The 15572-nt window shown below is 52.0% G+C and carries 12 protein-coding genes; 6 read left to right on the top strand and 6 right to left on the bottom strand.

Annotated features, from left to right (window positions below):
• Positions 1 to 9: 9 nt before the first annotated feature.
• Entirely contained in the window at positions 10 to 3084 is a 3075-nt protein-coding gene (gene ydiJ, locus TERTU_RS13040; RefSeq protein ID WP_015818061.1) for a D-2-hydroxyglutarate dehydrogenase YdiJ, read from the bottom strand.
• 228 nt (positions 3085 to 3312) lie between these two features.
• Here ydiJ and TERTU_RS13035 point away from each other — a divergent pair, with 228 nt between their 5' ends.
• Positions 3313 to 3732, top strand: a complete 420-nt coding sequence (locus tag TERTU_RS13035; RefSeq protein WP_015818505.1) for a globin — start codon at positions 3313 to 3315, stop codon at positions 3730 to 3732.
• Here the strand turns inward: TERTU_RS13035 and TERTU_RS13030 are convergent, their stop codons facing one another.
• Positions 3733 to 4587 (bottom strand): MOSC domain-containing protein, encoded by an 855-nt coding sequence (locus TERTU_RS13030; protein ID WP_015819550.1) that lies wholly within the window; start codon positions 4585 to 4587, stop codon positions 3733 to 3735.
• A gap of 69 nt (positions 4588 to 4656) precedes the next feature.
• Complete coding sequence (locus tag TERTU_RS13025) at positions 4657 to 4938, bottom strand: DUF1244 domain-containing protein (protein WP_015819728.1); 282 nt, start codon at positions 4936 to 4938, stop codon at positions 4657 to 4659.
• 393 nt (positions 4939 to 5331) lie between these two features.
• On the opposite strand from TERTU_RS13025, the gene cobA reads away from it, so the two are divergent.
• The 5 genes from cobA (at position 5332) to TERTU_RS13000 (ending at position 12382) form a co-directional block, all read left to right on the top strand.
• Positions 5332 to 6129 (top strand): uroporphyrinogen-III C-methyltransferase, encoded by a 798-nt coding sequence (cobA, locus tag TERTU_RS13020; protein ID WP_015820880.1) that lies wholly within the window; start codon positions 5332 to 5334, stop codon positions 6127 to 6129.
• 175 nt (positions 6130 to 6304) lie between these two features.
• Positions 6305 to 8851, top strand: a complete 2547-nt coding sequence (gene nirB, locus TERTU_RS13015) for a nitrite reductase large subunit NirB (RefSeq protein ID WP_015818633.1) — start codon at positions 6305 to 6307, stop codon at positions 8849 to 8851.
• An 11-nt stretch (positions 8852 to 8862) separates the two neighbouring features.
• On the top strand, positions 8863 to 9198 hold the full coding sequence (nirD, locus tag TERTU_RS13010; RefSeq protein ID WP_015820969.1) for a nitrite reductase small subunit NirD: 336 nt from the start codon (positions 8863 to 8865) through the stop codon (positions 9196 to 9198).
• A gap of 182 nt (positions 9199 to 9380) precedes the next feature.
• Positions 9381 to 10688, top strand: a complete 1308-nt coding sequence (locus TERTU_RS13005) for a conjugal transfer protein TraF (protein ID WP_015819298.1) — start codon at positions 9381 to 9383, stop codon at positions 10686 to 10688.
• 20 nt (positions 10689 to 10708) lie between these two features.
• Positions 10709 to 12382, top strand: coding sequence for a lipoprotein (locus TERTU_RS13000; protein WP_015818362.1), 1674 nt, complete (start codon positions 10709 to 10711; stop codon positions 12380 to 12382).
• 167 nt (positions 12383 to 12549) lie between these two features.
• Here TERTU_RS13000 and TERTU_RS12995 read toward each other — a convergent pair whose 3' ends face one another.
• Genes TERTU_RS12995 through TERTU_RS12985 form a run of 3 tightly spaced genes read right to left on the bottom strand, consistent with a single transcriptional unit; the run spans position 12550 to position 15531 of the window.
• A complete protein-coding gene (locus tag TERTU_RS12995) occupies positions 12550 to 14013 on the bottom strand; it encodes a PhnE/PtxC family ABC transporter permease (RefSeq protein ID WP_228378154.1) in 1464 nt (487 codons plus the stop codon).
• Positions 13997 to 14668 (bottom strand): ATP-binding cassette domain-containing protein, encoded by a 672-nt coding sequence (locus TERTU_RS12990; RefSeq protein ID WP_015819509.1) that lies wholly within the window; start codon positions 14666 to 14668, stop codon positions 13997 to 13999. Before TERTU_RS12990 ends, TERTU_RS12995 begins: the two co-directional genes overlap by 17 nt.
• On the bottom strand, positions 14665 to 15531 hold the full coding sequence (locus TERTU_RS12985) for a putative selenate ABC transporter substrate-binding protein (protein ID WP_015819930.1): 867 nt from the start codon (positions 15529 to 15531) through the stop codon (positions 14665 to 14667). Before TERTU_RS12985 ends, TERTU_RS12990 begins: the two co-directional genes overlap by 4 nt.
• Positions 15532 to 15572: the final 41 nt, after the last annotated feature.

The following is a 15572-nucleotide window of genomic DNA, read 5'->3' as shown; positions in this document are numbered from 1 at the left end:
CCTGAAAAGTTAACGAGAAGAATCGAAGTTGTGCGCAGCAAGCGATAGCAGAGCTTGAAGCGGATGGCGAATATGTTTCTGCGCTTCGCGTTTAACCTGGCTGCGGCAGGAGTAACCTGTGGCCAGAAGTTCGTCTGCTTCGTGCGCTTCAACGGAATTATGCCAGCTTAACTGATAAATTTTGCGAGAGGTATCTCTATTGCGTGCCTCGTGCCCATAAGTGCCGGACATACCACAGCACCCCAGCGATTGGGTGTCTAGCTGTTGCCCGGCCGCAGTAAAAATATCCGCCCACAGGTCTCGCGCTTTGGTTGCATGGGATTGCTCGATACAGTGCGGTAGCAGGGTAAACCGTTGCCCGCCCCTGAACTGTACGTGTTTAAGCGCCTCAATATTATCCGCAAGCCACTCCTGAATAAGTTGTACCTGAGGTGCCTCAGTGCCCTCAGGCAAAAACTTTTTGTACTCCATGCGGTAGGTGTGAGTCATCGAAGGGTCGACTCCCACCAGGGGCAGGCCCGCTTGGGCAATACTGTGCAACATGCGTGTATTGCGCTGGGCAACTCGCTGAAAACCTTTGAGAAAACCGTGCACATGTAAAGGTTTGCCGTTCGCTTTATAGGGTGCGAGCAGGGGGGTGAAACCCATGGTGCGTATCAGTTCCGCCAAATCTTGTACCAGCGGCGCTTCGAAGTAGCTGGTGAATGCATCCTGCACAATCACCACGGTTTTTTGTCGCTGCTCCGCACTTAACTTGTTAATTCGTCGCGCTGAGGCGATAGGAATATTGTGCAGACGATTTTTCGATAACAGCGGGCCATCAACAAAACCCACCCACTTCTCCAGCACTGTTTTGACCAGGCGCGCGCTCATCACGCCGTTGTATAGCGCAGGCACTTTGGCGCACCAAGGCAATACGAACTCCAAGGTGCCGACGAGGTAGTCTTTCAGCGGCCTTAGGTAGCGGGTGTGGTAAAGCGCAATAAACTTTGCGCGAAACTCAGGGACATCCACTTTGATCGGGCACTGGCTCGCGCAGGCCTTGCACGACAAACATCCCGCCATGGCGTCGTACACTTGATGGGAAAAGTCGTCGTTGCGCTTTTTATTCAGGCTCCGCAAAAACTTGCCGGGCGTCTGCAAAATACTGCTGCTCTTTAGCGCCTGGTCCGGGTCGACCTCTTGGTCGGAGAGCATTTTTAGCCAGCTGCGAACCAGTGATGCGCGGCCTTTGGGCGAGTGAATGCGGTCGCGCGTACCCTTGTATGACGGGCACATGGCGTCCGCTGGATTCCAGTTATAGCAAGCGCCGTTGCCATTGCAGTAAACCGCGTCTGAGAAGCTGTTCCAGGCGGCCTGGCTCACTTGCCGGTCGTGTTGCCCACGCGTCGGCACGCCATCGATTTTCAGCAGTTCTATCTCGGCGGATGGCGTGGCGATTTTTCCGGGGTTGAGCTGATTGTGCGGATCGAAAGCCGCTTTAATTTTTTGCAGTTGCGGGTACAAAGCGCCGAAAAACTTGGGGGCATACTCTGAACGTACGCCTTTGCCGTGTTCCCCCCAGAGCAAGCCACCGTATTGGTGGCACAAATCGGCGATGCGGTCTGATATTTCCCACGCGATATCTTCCTGTTTTGGATCTTTCATATCCAACGCCGGACGCACATGCAGTACACCTGCGTCGACGTGACCAAACATACCGTACTGCAATTGGTAGCTGTCGAGGATCTCGCGAAATTCCAGAATAAAGTCGGCCAGATTCTCCGGTGGCACCGCCGTATCTTCCACAAATGGAATCGGGCGTGCTTCGCCTGGGGCGTTGCCGAGCAAACCCACTGCGCGTTTGCGCATCGCCCATATCCGATTAACCGCGTCGCGGCCAAGGGCAATGGAATATCCGAGGCGACCGCTCGGGGTAAACGTATCAGCGTTAAAATCGGTTGTATTGCCCTGGTGGGCAATACCCGTCTCGAGCAGCGCGGTTAAACCGTCGATTTTTTGCTGGAGGCTGGTTTCATCTTCAGCGGTAAACTCCACTAAATTGATACCGCGCACAGCGTCGGTATTTTCTCCGACAAAAAACTCTTCCACCTGGTGCCAGATAAAATCCTGCATTGCGAGGCCGAGCACTTTAGAGTCGATGGTTTCGACCGATGTGGGGTTGGCCCGCATCAACTCAGTCGCATCCCGCAGTGAGCTGTTAAAGTCGGCGTATTTCACCAGTACAAGCGCTGAAAGGCGTGGGATGGGCAACACATTCAGTTTGGCTTCCGCGATAAGGCCCAAGGTACCTTCGCTGCCACAGAGCACATTGTTAAGATTGAGGCGACCCTCTTGATCGTGAATGTGGGCCAGATCGTAGCCCGTCATACAGCGGTTAAGCGGCGGAAAAACTTCGTCAATCAGCGCTTGGTTCGACACAAAGATGTCGTCAACCAACGCGTGCAATTGATCGCTGCGGCTGTCGCCGGCCAACACAGCGCTGCGCTCCTCGGGCTCCAGCGCACGCGTACTGAGTATGGTGCCGTCGGTGAGCACTGTTTCGAGTTCCAGCACATGATCACGGGTTTTGCCGTAGACACAACTTCCCTGACCGGACGCATCCGTATTAATCATACCGCCGATAGTTGCGCGGTTACTGGTGGATAGGTCTGGTGCAAAAAACAGGTTGAATGGTTTGAGCGCAGCGTTGAGCTGGTCCTTCACAACCCCGGTCTGAACGCGCACCCAGCGCTCTTCGGCATTTATTTCCAACACCTTGTTCATATGGCGGGATATATCCACCACCACACCATCGGTTAACGATTGGCCGTTGGTGCCTGTGCCGCCACCTCGAGGTGTGATTACAACGTCTTTGAATGTGTCTTCACCGGCGAGCTTTGCCAGGGTTACCAGGTCATCTTTGCTGGTGGGGTATACCACGCCCTGCGGTAAAACCTGATAGATGGAGTTGTCGGTAGACAAGGCGACACGATTGCTGAAATCGGATTTGATTTCCCCCTTAAACCCGCGCTGCGCAAGCTCTTGCAAGAAAGTCACGTAGAGTTGTTCAAGGTCGTGAAATGGGGCTAACTTGGGAATCATATCGCTTGGCTACCAACTAGAGTTAGATGAATTAGGTGGGCGTGGTCACGCAGTTACGGTCAACAGCTTATACGCGCTGGCAATCGCCACGAGATTTGTCGGCCTGTGTCTGAACTATAGTAATAGGTACAGTTGGAGGCACAGCGCAGGATTAAGGGTTCGACTCGTCAACTCAGTGGCGCGCACTAAAAACGCGCTATTTTAATGACTTTTCTGGCGTCCATATATATGAACACGGTAGCTTTATTCAACGACTCGTTCGAAAAGTGCCTGCACGGTCGCTATAGCACTTTTTTTGAGCGTTTTTATCGCAATTTCGAACAGCGGCAGCCCGAAGTGCGACGTATGTTCCAAGGTACAGATGTTCAGCGCCGCTACGATATGTTCGAAGAGTCCATTTTGATTCTGGTGGATTACTCGGCCAACGGTACTGCCAGCGAAAATCTCGAGCGGCTTGCAACCCTTCATACCAGCAAGGGTGCTACGCCAGAAATGTTCGATGAGTGGATGGATGCGCTGATCCAGACTCTGCGCGAAGTGGACCCGCAATTTGACGATAACGCGGAATTTGCTTGGCGCGATATTTTGTCTACTGGCTTGGAGTATCTTAAAAACTCGGCCCGGGTCGCCATTCAAAAAAGCAGCTGATCACTCCAGCAGCCAGGTCTCTCCCACCGAGATGCGCGTTACAGCAGCTACAGAGTGTTCCTCCAGAATAGCGTTAACGCCAAATGCCGGAGCCTTGGGCTTGCCAGGCATGCTGTTCAGTTCGGCCAGTGTTTTGAATGGAACAGCATTGGCGAGCCGCTCGCCGCGTACCGGGTCCACCGTAATAATCGAGCAGCGCTGACAGCGATCCACCAATGCTAACCGCGCTCCGGTAACCGGGTGGCGCAGGCTGGAATAATGGTGCTCCGCAAACGCGTCGACGCCTGTCACTACAATGTTAGGTCGGAAATGACGCATGTTCACCGGTGAGCAGCCTTGCTCTGCGAGTTTGGCGTTCAGCGCTGCTACCGAATCGCTATTGGTAACCAGGTAGGGTGCGGCGTCCGCAAACATTGTGCTGTGGGTGCCAAAGCGATCCGGCTGGCCGGGCGAGCGGGTTCCCTCCTGGAAGCGCACGAGACGCAGGGGTTCCGCTGCGCCAATGGCTTCTGTTATCCACTGATTGGTTTCATCATCTGCCGGTAAGGCTTCTGCTGTGTCTGCCCACACCTTGGTTGTTACGGGTTGCGCTTTTGCCTGCAGTGGTTTGGTTGTGCGGCTGACAACCTGGCTCCCTTTACGCAACTCAAGGAACACGCCGTCTGCCGTCGATGAAGGATATACGCATGCCATGCGCGGATATTTGCGCTGGCTGATAAACACGCCTTTGGCATCGATCACCATCCATGCGCGATCGCCCGGCATGCCGGTATTTAACAGCTCAGTACTTTTAACCTCTACACCGCCGCAGGATTTAATCGGATAGGCGTATAGCGCGGTAATGATCACTTCCATTGTTTTCAACCTTTTAAAATGAGCAACGCCAACGTTTTTGGCGGTCCTTTACTTGGCTCCAGGCGCTTACTACTTTTTCTCGAACGCAGCCAATTGTTCTGGCGTGGCCGGTGTCTGGTAGCGCGCTTTCCATTCGCTGTAAGGCATGCCGTACACAATTTCACGCGCATTCTCGTAGTCGATCTGCTGGCCACGTTCCTGTGCTTCTGCCGAATACCATTTAGCCAGGCAATTGCGACAAAAACCCGCCAGGTTCATCAGATCAATATTTTGGGCATCTTTTCTCTCGTCCAGATGGGCAAGCAAGCGGCGGAATACGGCAGCTTCTATCTCCGTTTTGTTTGTTTCCATATTGTTCTCCAAATGGCGTTTAGGACTGAATAAGGCCAAGTTTAACATTTTTCTCAGCTCGTCCGAGCCAAACATATGATCATAAATGGTGCGTTATTTGGTTGTTATTTATGCGTGTGTCGATATTTTTTATTGGTGTTTGAATTTTGTGTGTTTTATTTGTGTGCATAAATGCACGATAAAAGTGCCGTATGTGGGTGATTCTTGTACCGCATGAATGAGTTGTCGGTGGTTGAATGTTTATAACGTGTTGATTTTAAATAATAAAATTTTTTTATCGCGATAGTTTTGAGAGTGGCTTTGATTTTGCTCAGCTAGGGCAAGGCTATCGGCGGGGCTCTCCTCCCTCCCACGAAGTCTCTGGTGCAAAAACTAACAACGGTAACGAGCGCTATGCACGTGAACGACAACAACAAAACAAAATTACATACCGGCAAAGTCTGGTTAGTGGGCGCAGGCCCTGGCGACCCTGATTTGCTGACCGTGAAGGCGCTGCGCGTATTGCAGCAGGCCGATCTTATTCTGTTCGACAACCTGGTCAGCGAAGCAATTCGAGCGTTATTCCCAAAATCGGTTCCCGCGTTCTATGTGGGTAAGGTCAAAGACAACCACAGTATCGCTCAGCAAGACTTGAATGCGCTGCTGGTTAAAAAGGCGCGTCAAGGACTCAATATCGTGCGCATTAAAGGTGGTGATCCATTCGTGTTTGGCCGTGGCGGCGAAGAATTATTGAGCCTCGTCCAGGCGGGGATTGATGCTGAAGTGGTGCCCGGCGTGACGTCTGCGTCGGGTTGTACGACTGCGGCAGGCATTCCATTGACTCATCGCGGATTGTCGCAAGGCTGTACCTTTGTGACTGCTCACGGGGAAACAGAACTCACGCTCAACTGGGCGTCGCTGGCAGGTTTACGGCACACACTGGTGTTCTACATGGGTGTCAGTCGCTGCGGCATGATCGCTGAAAAGCTACTGAGCCATGGTTTGTCCCCCGAAACCCCTGTGGCTCTCATCGAAAACGGCTGTCGGCCAGAGCAGCGCGACATTATTGGTTCGCTGCACGAGCTGCCGACGTTGGTACAGACGTACCGGGTCCAGTCTCCGGCCCTTATCGTGGTGGGTGATGTGGTGCAGATGGCGAGTCAGCTGCGCGCAGGGCCAGCGCTGGACCTGCTGAACCAGAGTTGCGCTTAGCGACAGGTGGCGCGTGTTCTTGATTGCAATCGATCAGCACTCAATCTTCAAACCGTGTCTTCAATCCGTGAACCACGCGCTGGGCGTCTCAGGTTGATGACTTGTTCGCATTGCAATTTAAACCAATTTGTTTTTTAGCGGCGGCAAGCCGCGGCTATTTCCCGAGGGATAAATTATGAGCAAGCAAAAAGTTGTTGTAGTCGGCAATGGCATGGTCGGCCACAAATTTATCGATAACCTGATCAACCACGATCAGGCTGATCAATACGAGGTTATTACCTTTTCCGAGGAACCCCGGCTGGCATACGATCGGGTGCAGCTCAGCGCCTATTTTTCAGGTTCTACCGCCGACGATCTGATGCTGACCTCCGGTCAGTACTACGAAGAAAACGGCGTGAAATACGTTTTAAACGAAAAAGTTGTTGGTATTGATAAGGCAGAAAATAAAGTGATCACGGCCAGTGGCCGTGAGGAAGCGTACGACAAGCTGGTGCTGGCGACGGGTTCGTTTCCGTTCGTACCGCCAATTCCCGGTAAAGACCAGCCACACTGTCTGGTTTACCGAACCATCGAAGATCTGGAAGCCATTACCGCGTCAGCGAGCGAAAGTAAAGTTGGCGTCGTAGTCGGTGGCGGTCTGCTTGGACTGGAAGCGGCAAATGCACTGAAAAACCTTGGCCTGGAAGTGCACGTGGTTGAATTTGCCCCGCGCTTGATGGCGGTTCAGCTGGATGAGGGCGGCGGTCAGCTGTTGCGGCAGAAAATTGAAAGCCTCGGTGTACACGTACATACAGAAAAAAACACCAAAGAAATTGTCGCCGGTGAAGCACTGCGTTACAGCATGAACTTTGCCGACGGCACGCATTTAGAAACCGATATGATTTTGTTCTCTGCGGGTATCCGCCCGCAGGACGAGTTGGCCCGACAGTTCGATCTCGATATTGGTGAACGCGGTGGTATCACTATTAATAATTTCTGCCAGACCTCCACCAACAATATTTATGCAATCGGTGAATGCGCGCTGTGGAACAATCGAATTTACGGTTTGGTTGCGCCGGGCTACACCATGGCCAAAGTCGCGGTGTCTCATATCACTGGCGGTGACGAGTCGTTTACCGGTGCGGATATGAGCACCAAGCTGAAACTGCTGGGAGTGGATGTGGCCAGTGTCGGTGACGCGCAAGGGCGTACGCCGGGTTGTCTCAGTTATGTTTACCAGGATGGCGTGGCCCAGGTTTACAAGCGCATCGTCGTCTCAGAAGACAAAACTCGCCTGCTAGGCGCGGTGCTGGTCGGTGATGTAGATGCCTACGGCACACTGCAACAAATGTGTGTCAATGGCATGGACCTGCCGGAAAACCCGGAGGCGTTAATTCTGCCCGCGTTCGATGGCGCCGCTTCCGCAGGCATGGGTGTGGATGCGTTGCCGGAAGCGGCTGTGATCTGCTCCTGTAACGATGTGAGCAAAGGCCAGATTTGCTGCGCAGTGCAGGAAGGCGCGACCACCATTGGCGCGATTAAATCGGCCACCAAGGCCGGAACCAGCTGTGGCGGCTGTGTTGCTCTGGCCACCCAGGTGATGAACAGCGAACTGGAAAAGCTGGGGGTTGAGGTTAACACCGACCTTTGCGAGCACTTTGCCTATACCCGTCAGGAACTCTACCACCTGGTACGCGTGGAGCGAATTCAATCGTTTGACGAACTGCTCGCCAAACACGGAAAAGGCTTGGGTTGTGATATTTGCAAGCCAACGGCTGCGTCGATTCTGGCGAGCTGCTGGAACGATTATGTGCTGAAAGACGAACACGCGCCGCTGCAGGATACCAACGATTACTTCATGGCCAACATGCAGAAAAACGGCACTTACTCCATTGTGCCGCGCGTGGCCGGTGGTGAAATAACCCCGGATAAATTAATTGCTATCGGGCAGGTGGCGAAAACTTACAACCTTTATACAAAAATTACCGGCGGTCAGCGCATCGACCTGTTCGGCGCACAGCAACACGAGTTACCGTTGATCTGGAAAGAGTTAATTGACGCGGGTTTTGAAACCGGCCATGCCTACGGTAAATCGGTACGCACGGTTAAATCCTGCGTCGGCAGTACCTGGTGTCGTTACGGCATGCTCGACAGCGTGGGCATGGCCATTCGTATCGAGGATCGCTACAAAGGTTTGCGTTCACCGCACAAATTAAAATTTGCGGTCTCCGGCTGTACGCGTGAATGTGCCGAAGCGCAGAGTAAAGATATTGGTGTAATTGCGACCGAGAATGGCTGGAGTTTATATGTGTGCGGGAATGGCGGTATGAAGCCGCGCCACGCGGATTTATTCGCTACCGGTCTGAACGACGAAATGCTTATTAAGTATATTGATCGGTTGTTGATGTTCTACGTGCGCACCGCCGACCGCTTACAGCGTACTTCGGTATGGATGGACAACCTGGAAGGCGGGCTCGATTACCTCAAGTCAGTGGTCATCGACGACAAGCTGCAAATTGCCGGCGAGCTGGAGCAGGAGATGCAACACGTGGTTGGCACCTATCAGTGTGAGTGGAAAACCACCATCGAAGATCCGGAAAAACTGAAGCGCTTTCGTACCTTCGTTAACAGCGACGAGAAGGACACGACAATAAAATTTGTTGAAGAGCGCGCGCAGATTCGACCAGCGACTGACGAAGATATGGTGAAGTTTGTCGATGCTACTGAACCGGCTATGGCCTAAGGAGAACCGTAATGAGCGATTCAAATAAAAATTGGGTGCCTGTATGCGACGCTGTTGAACTGCAGCCCATGCTGGGCGTTCGGGCGCTGCTCGAGAATGAGCAAGTGGCTATTTTTCGCGTGCAAGATCAACTGTATGCACTGAACGCCATCGATCCGTTCAGCAATGCCGCCGTATTGTCCCGCGGGATTGTCGGGTCGTTGAAAGATCAGATAGTGGTGGCCTCGCCACTTTATAAACAGCACTTTAATCTTGCTACCGGCGTGTGTTTAGAAGACGACACAGTGTCAGTTAAAACTTACGCGGTGAGAGAAGAGGGTGGCAAGATTCAGTTAGCGACAAATTAAGAATTGTCACAAAACAACAATTTTTTGCACCAGTTAGGCGGCTTAGGCCGCCGTTTTTTCTAAATTGTCTACCCATTATTCAGCAATAGACGAATAGCGAATTTAAACCTTAAAAAATTGCGCGGTATTAAAAATCGTTGACTAAACTTTTGGCACTGATGGATTAAATGCCAGGAGTTATCGTGCAAAAATCGGCCATTCTTCTTCTCTCTTCATTCATTGCCGTTCCAGCGTTTGCAGGCAACGGTGGATCTTTTCTCGGTTCCAACGCCACCACTGGTAATGTTGCCAACAACCATTCCATATTTGTGGGAGCGACAAATCCGGCTCACATAGGGCTTGCGATTCGCGAGCAGGAAAATGTGCGTTTTAATTTTCTGCCCGCGCTGTCGGTGTATACCGAGGTGGGCGCGGTCGACAACTTTGTCGATGACCTTGATGAGCTGATCGATATCTTAGATGACCCTTCGACGACAGACGATTCTGTCGATGAGGTACTCGATCGGTTCAATGGGTTGCTGGTTACCATGGGTGAAGAGGGGTATCTCACCACGAAAGTGGGCCTGTCTGCGCCTTTGTTCCCATTTTATTTTCGCTCGCGACCGCTCGACATGGTGTTCTCCGCTGAACTGAGTTTCAACGGTTCTGTTGGTATGCGTGTACTGGACGATACTCTGCGATTTGATGATCAAAATAACAAATTTTCAACCAATACCTCTGCCTATGTAAAAAGCGGTCTCGAAACAAAGCTCGCATTCGGCGGCAGCCGAGCCTTTTATAACTTGTTGGACGGTATGGATGTTTATGCTGGCGCTAAGCTGAATATTATCCAAATGGAATTGAGCAAACAGGTGATTGCGCTTCAGCAAATGAATGGCGAGAGTATCGAGGATGTGGTTGAGGATGCATACGATGAAAATCTGAAATCCTCCACCAATATGAGCCTTGATCTCGGCGTGAGCCTGGTTGCGGAAAGCTTTCGGCTGGGAGCGACCCTCTCGGATATTAACGAGCCATCGTTCGATTATGGTGCCGTAGGTGTCAACTGCAGTGATTACGAAGAATCGTCTATTTCGCGCAGTAATTGCGACACCGCGACCTATTTCGTGCAGGAAGCGGGCGAGATCGTCAGCCAGGAAACCTACACCCGCCACGCATTGCTTACGCTCGACGGTATGTATCGTCTGGGCAGTAGCCTGTTCCTGAGTGGTGAGCTAGAGACTGCTAGCTACGATGATGTCATCGGGCGGGAAAATCAGTGGTACTCGGTGGCATTGGCTTACGAAAGCGGCCGTTATCTTGTGCCTTCTGTGCGCGTGGGTTACCGCGAAAATCTCGCGGGTTCCAAGCTTTCTCTTGCCAGTCTGGGCTTTACGTTTGCCGGCGTTTTGACGCTGGATCTTAACTACGGTTTGGAGTCGACTGATGTCGATGGAGACTCGGTGCCCCGCGCAGCGGGTATTTCTCTGTCCGTCCAGGAAAAATTTTAAAAGAGCGGTAGGAATTAAATATGTTCAGTAAAAAACTTATTTTTTCAGCGTTTGCCGTAGCGGCATCGCTGACAGGTTGTGGCGGAACAGGTCAGGACGAAGGTCGGTCTTACAATATTGAAGCAGAATTATCCGGTCGAGTGGTTGATGGGCACGTGGTGCGTACCACAGTGTTCGTCGATACCAACAACAATGGAACTCGCGATGCGTGGGAGCCAAAGGCGTTTACCGATAATCAGGGCTACTTCAGCTACAACCCGAAAACAGATACCAATTATTGTGCGGATACGGCGACGGCCTCGCAAGAAGAATTTTGTTTGGTGTTGCGTACAGACGCCACGCCAGTGGTCGTGCGGGTAGATAGTGGTTACGACCTGAGCACTGGCGAACCTTTTGTAGGTCAAATGGCGAGGAAGGTAGAAGTAAATTCCACAGGTCGTACCGAGATGCTGATTTCGCCACTCACGACCTTAGTGACTCTGCTGGATAATTCCGAAGATCGCGCGCGTTTATTAACAGTGCTGGGGCTGGAAGAAAGTGATTTGGACGTGGATTATCTGGATGAGGAAAATGTTGATCCAGAACTGATGAATATCGCGCTTAAAGTTCACAAAATTGTGACTCTTCTTGCAGATCGTTTAACCGACACGTATCAGAGTATTGGTGACGAGTTGGGCACGCCAAACGATGCTTCCCAGGAAGTGTATCGTAGCATGGGCCAATCGCTGTTAGTGTCGGATTCTACCGCGTCAAACTTCCTGGGAATCAGTGACAACCTGAATCGGGTTGTGCAAGGTGCGGAAGATGGCATCCGCGCTATTTACGATCGCCGGGAACTTACGCAACCGATCCCCGATGACACTCTGGACTCGACTCGTATTTCTGACGTTGCGGCGATGCTACCTTCTGCCGTAGACCGTATTATTCCCCCTCAGCCAAATAGTATTACCGGCGAGCAAGCGCGTGGCAGTGCACGTTTGCTCGAAAGTATCATTATTAAAGCGCTGCGGGACGATAACGGTAGCGATACCTCAATCACCAACGCATTCGACTTTCTGATGAATGCTTCATCGGAATTGGTCGATGCTTTGCGAGATGCGCTTTCCTCTGATTCAGCCTACGTCTCCGGGTTGGTCGCCAATGATTTTACGGGCGACGATTTCGATGAAAGCGGTGATTTTGAGGACGCGGTGACCCTACCGCAAGGTGCAATGCCTTTTAACGCAATTGCTGGGAAAAAAGTCCGCCTGTCGGATACCGACCTTGGCTCTGCGCCAAATAATCTGAAAGACATTGAAGTCATCTTTTATTTCGAAGGTAGTGGAGATCAAGTAGAAGGCGAATTGGTCGCTTGTGCCAAATATATCGATGGTGCAAATTCCAGCGGAACCCTCGGTGAGGGAAATACCCGCGGAACACTAATTAATGGGTTTTGGAGCATGCTTGGAGCGAGTGAAAGCGGTGAATCCTATTCAATCCTGACCACGATCACCTTTTTAGGGGCAACCTATCAGGCGATTATCAAGCCAGCAGGGTATCTTACCGTTGACGGGGAACCACGGTTTGCGTTGCGGTTCGACTTTGAGGGTGAGATTAGGGATTGGGTTACAGAAAACGGGTTGGAAACCTTTCTGGAACTTCCGCGTTCTGACGATGAATGTGTAGCCCGCCTGCCTTCCCGTGTCGGCATTTAATATTCAGTGGGATAAATACAAGCTCGATTAGCCGGTAGTTTTCGACTTCCGGCTATTTGCCCGGCGATTAACTGGCCTATTTATTTAATCGCGCTCCTTTCGGTCACGGGCGGCGCGTTTAAGCGCGCCCCTGTTCTCTCCCTGACACGCATTTTTGAAAGCTTGCTTCAGCATGCTCTCGCCAATCTGCGTGAGAGGCTATCGACGATTATATTCATGAACGCCGCGGTGGCGACCAGTAAAAGTGCCCGGTCGTAGCGAATTTCCTCGAACGCCGAATCAACATAAAAGCCCAGTGTGGTGACACCCAGAATACCGAGTATGGCGGTTTCACGCATGATGACTTCCCAGCGATACAGCAGTAACCCCATAAACGCCGGGTACAGCCTGGGGGTAACTTCGTAGCAATACAAATTTAAACCGCGCAGCGCATCCGGCCGCAGAGAAAGGTCGTTGCTGTGTCGAGCGATTAAATAGCTGATCAGGCCACTGTTATGGATGGCCAACGCGATAATTGCGGGCAATGCTGATGGCCCAAAAAGCAGAAGTAAAACGAATGCAAGCACGAATTCTGGCGTCGAGCGAAAAAAAAGTAAGACTGCGTGCCCTAAAAAAGTAAATCTGCCGGCGAATTTGTTGCTTGCTGCCGGGTAAAGTAGCAGCGTGAGCAAACCCGTGGCTACCAGCGCGATAATGGAAATAATTAAGGTGTAAGCCGCTGCCGGGAAAATCGTCTCTCGCAGTTCCACCCCATACCAGTGCAGGGCGCCGAGATAATCCCCCTGGATGAGTTCGACTGGCCAAATATCACGGCTGAAAAACTGCCAGACGTAGCTGTTAATTAACGGGGGACTTTCCGGGAGAATTAACCAGGCGGCGATGATGTACAGCGGGATTATTCGCCAGTGCAGCCAGTAGCGCAAACTCGCGATCACTAAATAAAAGCACCACAGTAGACAGGCTGCTTCTGAATACTGTCCCTGTTTAAACGCGGTTTCAAAATAAAATCCCAGTGTTGGTAGGCCGACAAAGCCGAGCAAAGTGCTGGAGCGCAACGCGCATTCGAAACGGTAGCGCGTGTAGCTGCGTATTTGCGGAAGTGCCTGTGCAAACTGGGTATATAGCCACGCGCTGAACGGGAGTTTATTGCTTTTCCCCGCAACACTAATTGCCGGGAGCACTGGCTGTTGACTGAATATTTCGCTAAAAACTTTAGCAAATATTCCGCTGTATGGCAGTGCAATGGCCAGTAACCCTGTTAACGCGGACAAGCCAAATACCTGCATAAAAATCAATGCCCAGAACAGCTCGTGCACCGCGCGTATACTGGCGCAAAACACGCGCACAATTCGCAGATGATAAAAACGGGTGAGTGCGAGACCAGCAATTACGGAACCGACGACACCGAGTAACGCAAAAGCGACCGTCTGTGCGATTGCCATGGCTAACTCGGTCAACGATTCCCAGCGAGGCGTTATTAGGCCGACACCCATTCGCCCAAATTCCTGCCAGGGGTTTGAAGCATAAATCTGGAGATCTGCCGCAGGCATCAACACTGCGGCCAAGAGCACGAACCCCACGCTTATTGCGCGTAGCGGTGCTGCTTTCAGTTGATTAAGAAATCTCTGCACTGTACAGGTCGTCGAGTTCGGCAGGGGATATATCAGTAGCAGCCTTATCAAACACAATACATCCAGCGCGCAAACCGATCACTCGCTGAAAATACCGGGTTGCCAATTCCGGCGCGTGGAGCGACATAATCACGGTGGGATGGCGGGCAAGGAGTTGCGCCAGTAGCCGCTCCCGCAGTTCTGGATCCAGACTGGAGAGTGGCTCATCGCCAATAAAGACAGGCTTGCTGGCGTAGCAGGCTCGGGCGAGAGCTACGCGCTGCTGCTCACCACCGGAAAGCTGCGAAACCGGTTGCCATATGCGGTCAGGTAGAGAGAACTCTCGGCACAGTTGTGCGATAGCGGTTTTGTGGTGGCGCCACGGGTGAACGAGATTCCAGAGATTGTACAGGGCGTTGTGGTGATCAAGCCGCCCCATGTAAATATTGTGGTACGTGGACAGGCTTTCGACCAAACCCAATTGTTGTGGGCACAAGGCAGCGTGAACATGTATGCGCTCGTAAAGGCAGTGCAACAGTGTGGATTTTCCTGCACCGCTCGGCCCGACCAACGCGACTTTGTCTTCGGGAGAGATGGTCAGTTCAATCTCCCGAAGCAGCGTTTGGTTGTTTGTGCGGTAGGAAAATTCTGAGAGCTGGATTAACGCTTCGCTCATCGAATCAATTGAATTGCGCGAGCAGTCTCTTCTATCGCGGTGTAATCACTGTTATCGGCCGGTACAAAAGATTTACGCGGAAAGCTCGCCAGTAGTTCCGGGTCGTTCATTTCCACGAGCGCGCGTTTTACCTTATTGGCAAAGCCTGCACCAAACTGCTTGTCGGCGTCGCCACGCAATGTCCATTGATAGTCGGGATAATCCGGGGTTTCCCAGATTACGCGGACTTTTTGCAGGTCAACTTTTCCGGCGGCAAGTTCCGATTCCCACACCAGATAATTGACTGCGCCCACGTCGAACGCGCCCGCCTGGACCTGCGCAATGGTCATGCTGTGATCACCGGAGAAGCCGACGCGAGAGAATACCCTTTGTGGAGGCTGCTCGAAAAATTCACGGATATAGTATTCCGGCATCAAGCGTCCAGAAGTGGATCCTTTCGAGCCAAAGGTAAAGGTTTTACCTTTTATCGCTGCCGGGAATTTTTTTGATCGGGTGAGCCCGGTACGGGTGTTTGCGATGAGATATGTTTTGAAAAACTGATCTTCATACCCCTGGGCTAAGGCCACCGATCCTGGCACCTGAAGCCGGGCTTGCACGCCAGAAAGGCCGCCAAACCAGGCCAGTTGTACCTGCCCGTTGCGAAATGCGGTAACCGCTGCTGCGTAAGACTTAACAGGGATGTAGTTAACCTCTACCCCCAACTCCTCAGACAGATAATCTGCTACCGCTCCGAAGCGCGCTACCAGGCGTGATTCGTCTTCATCTGGAATTGCAGTGAACGTAAAGGTGGTTGCGTTTGCGGCGAAGGCAAGCAGGCAGAAGCTGATTACCAGGAGATGTGTGCATAGTTTGTGTCGCGTCACCCTGAATTACTCCGTGTTTTTGTGTCAATTGGCGGAATTGT

The organism is Teredinibacter turnerae T7901 (assembly GCF_000023025.1).
GTDB classification, from domain to species: domain Bacteria; phylum Pseudomonadota; class Gammaproteobacteria; order Pseudomonadales; family Cellvibrionaceae; genus Teredinibacter; species Teredinibacter turnerae_B.
The sequence above is the reverse complement of the archived record's forward strand: the minus strand, read 5'-3'. Positions and strand labels throughout refer to the sequence as shown.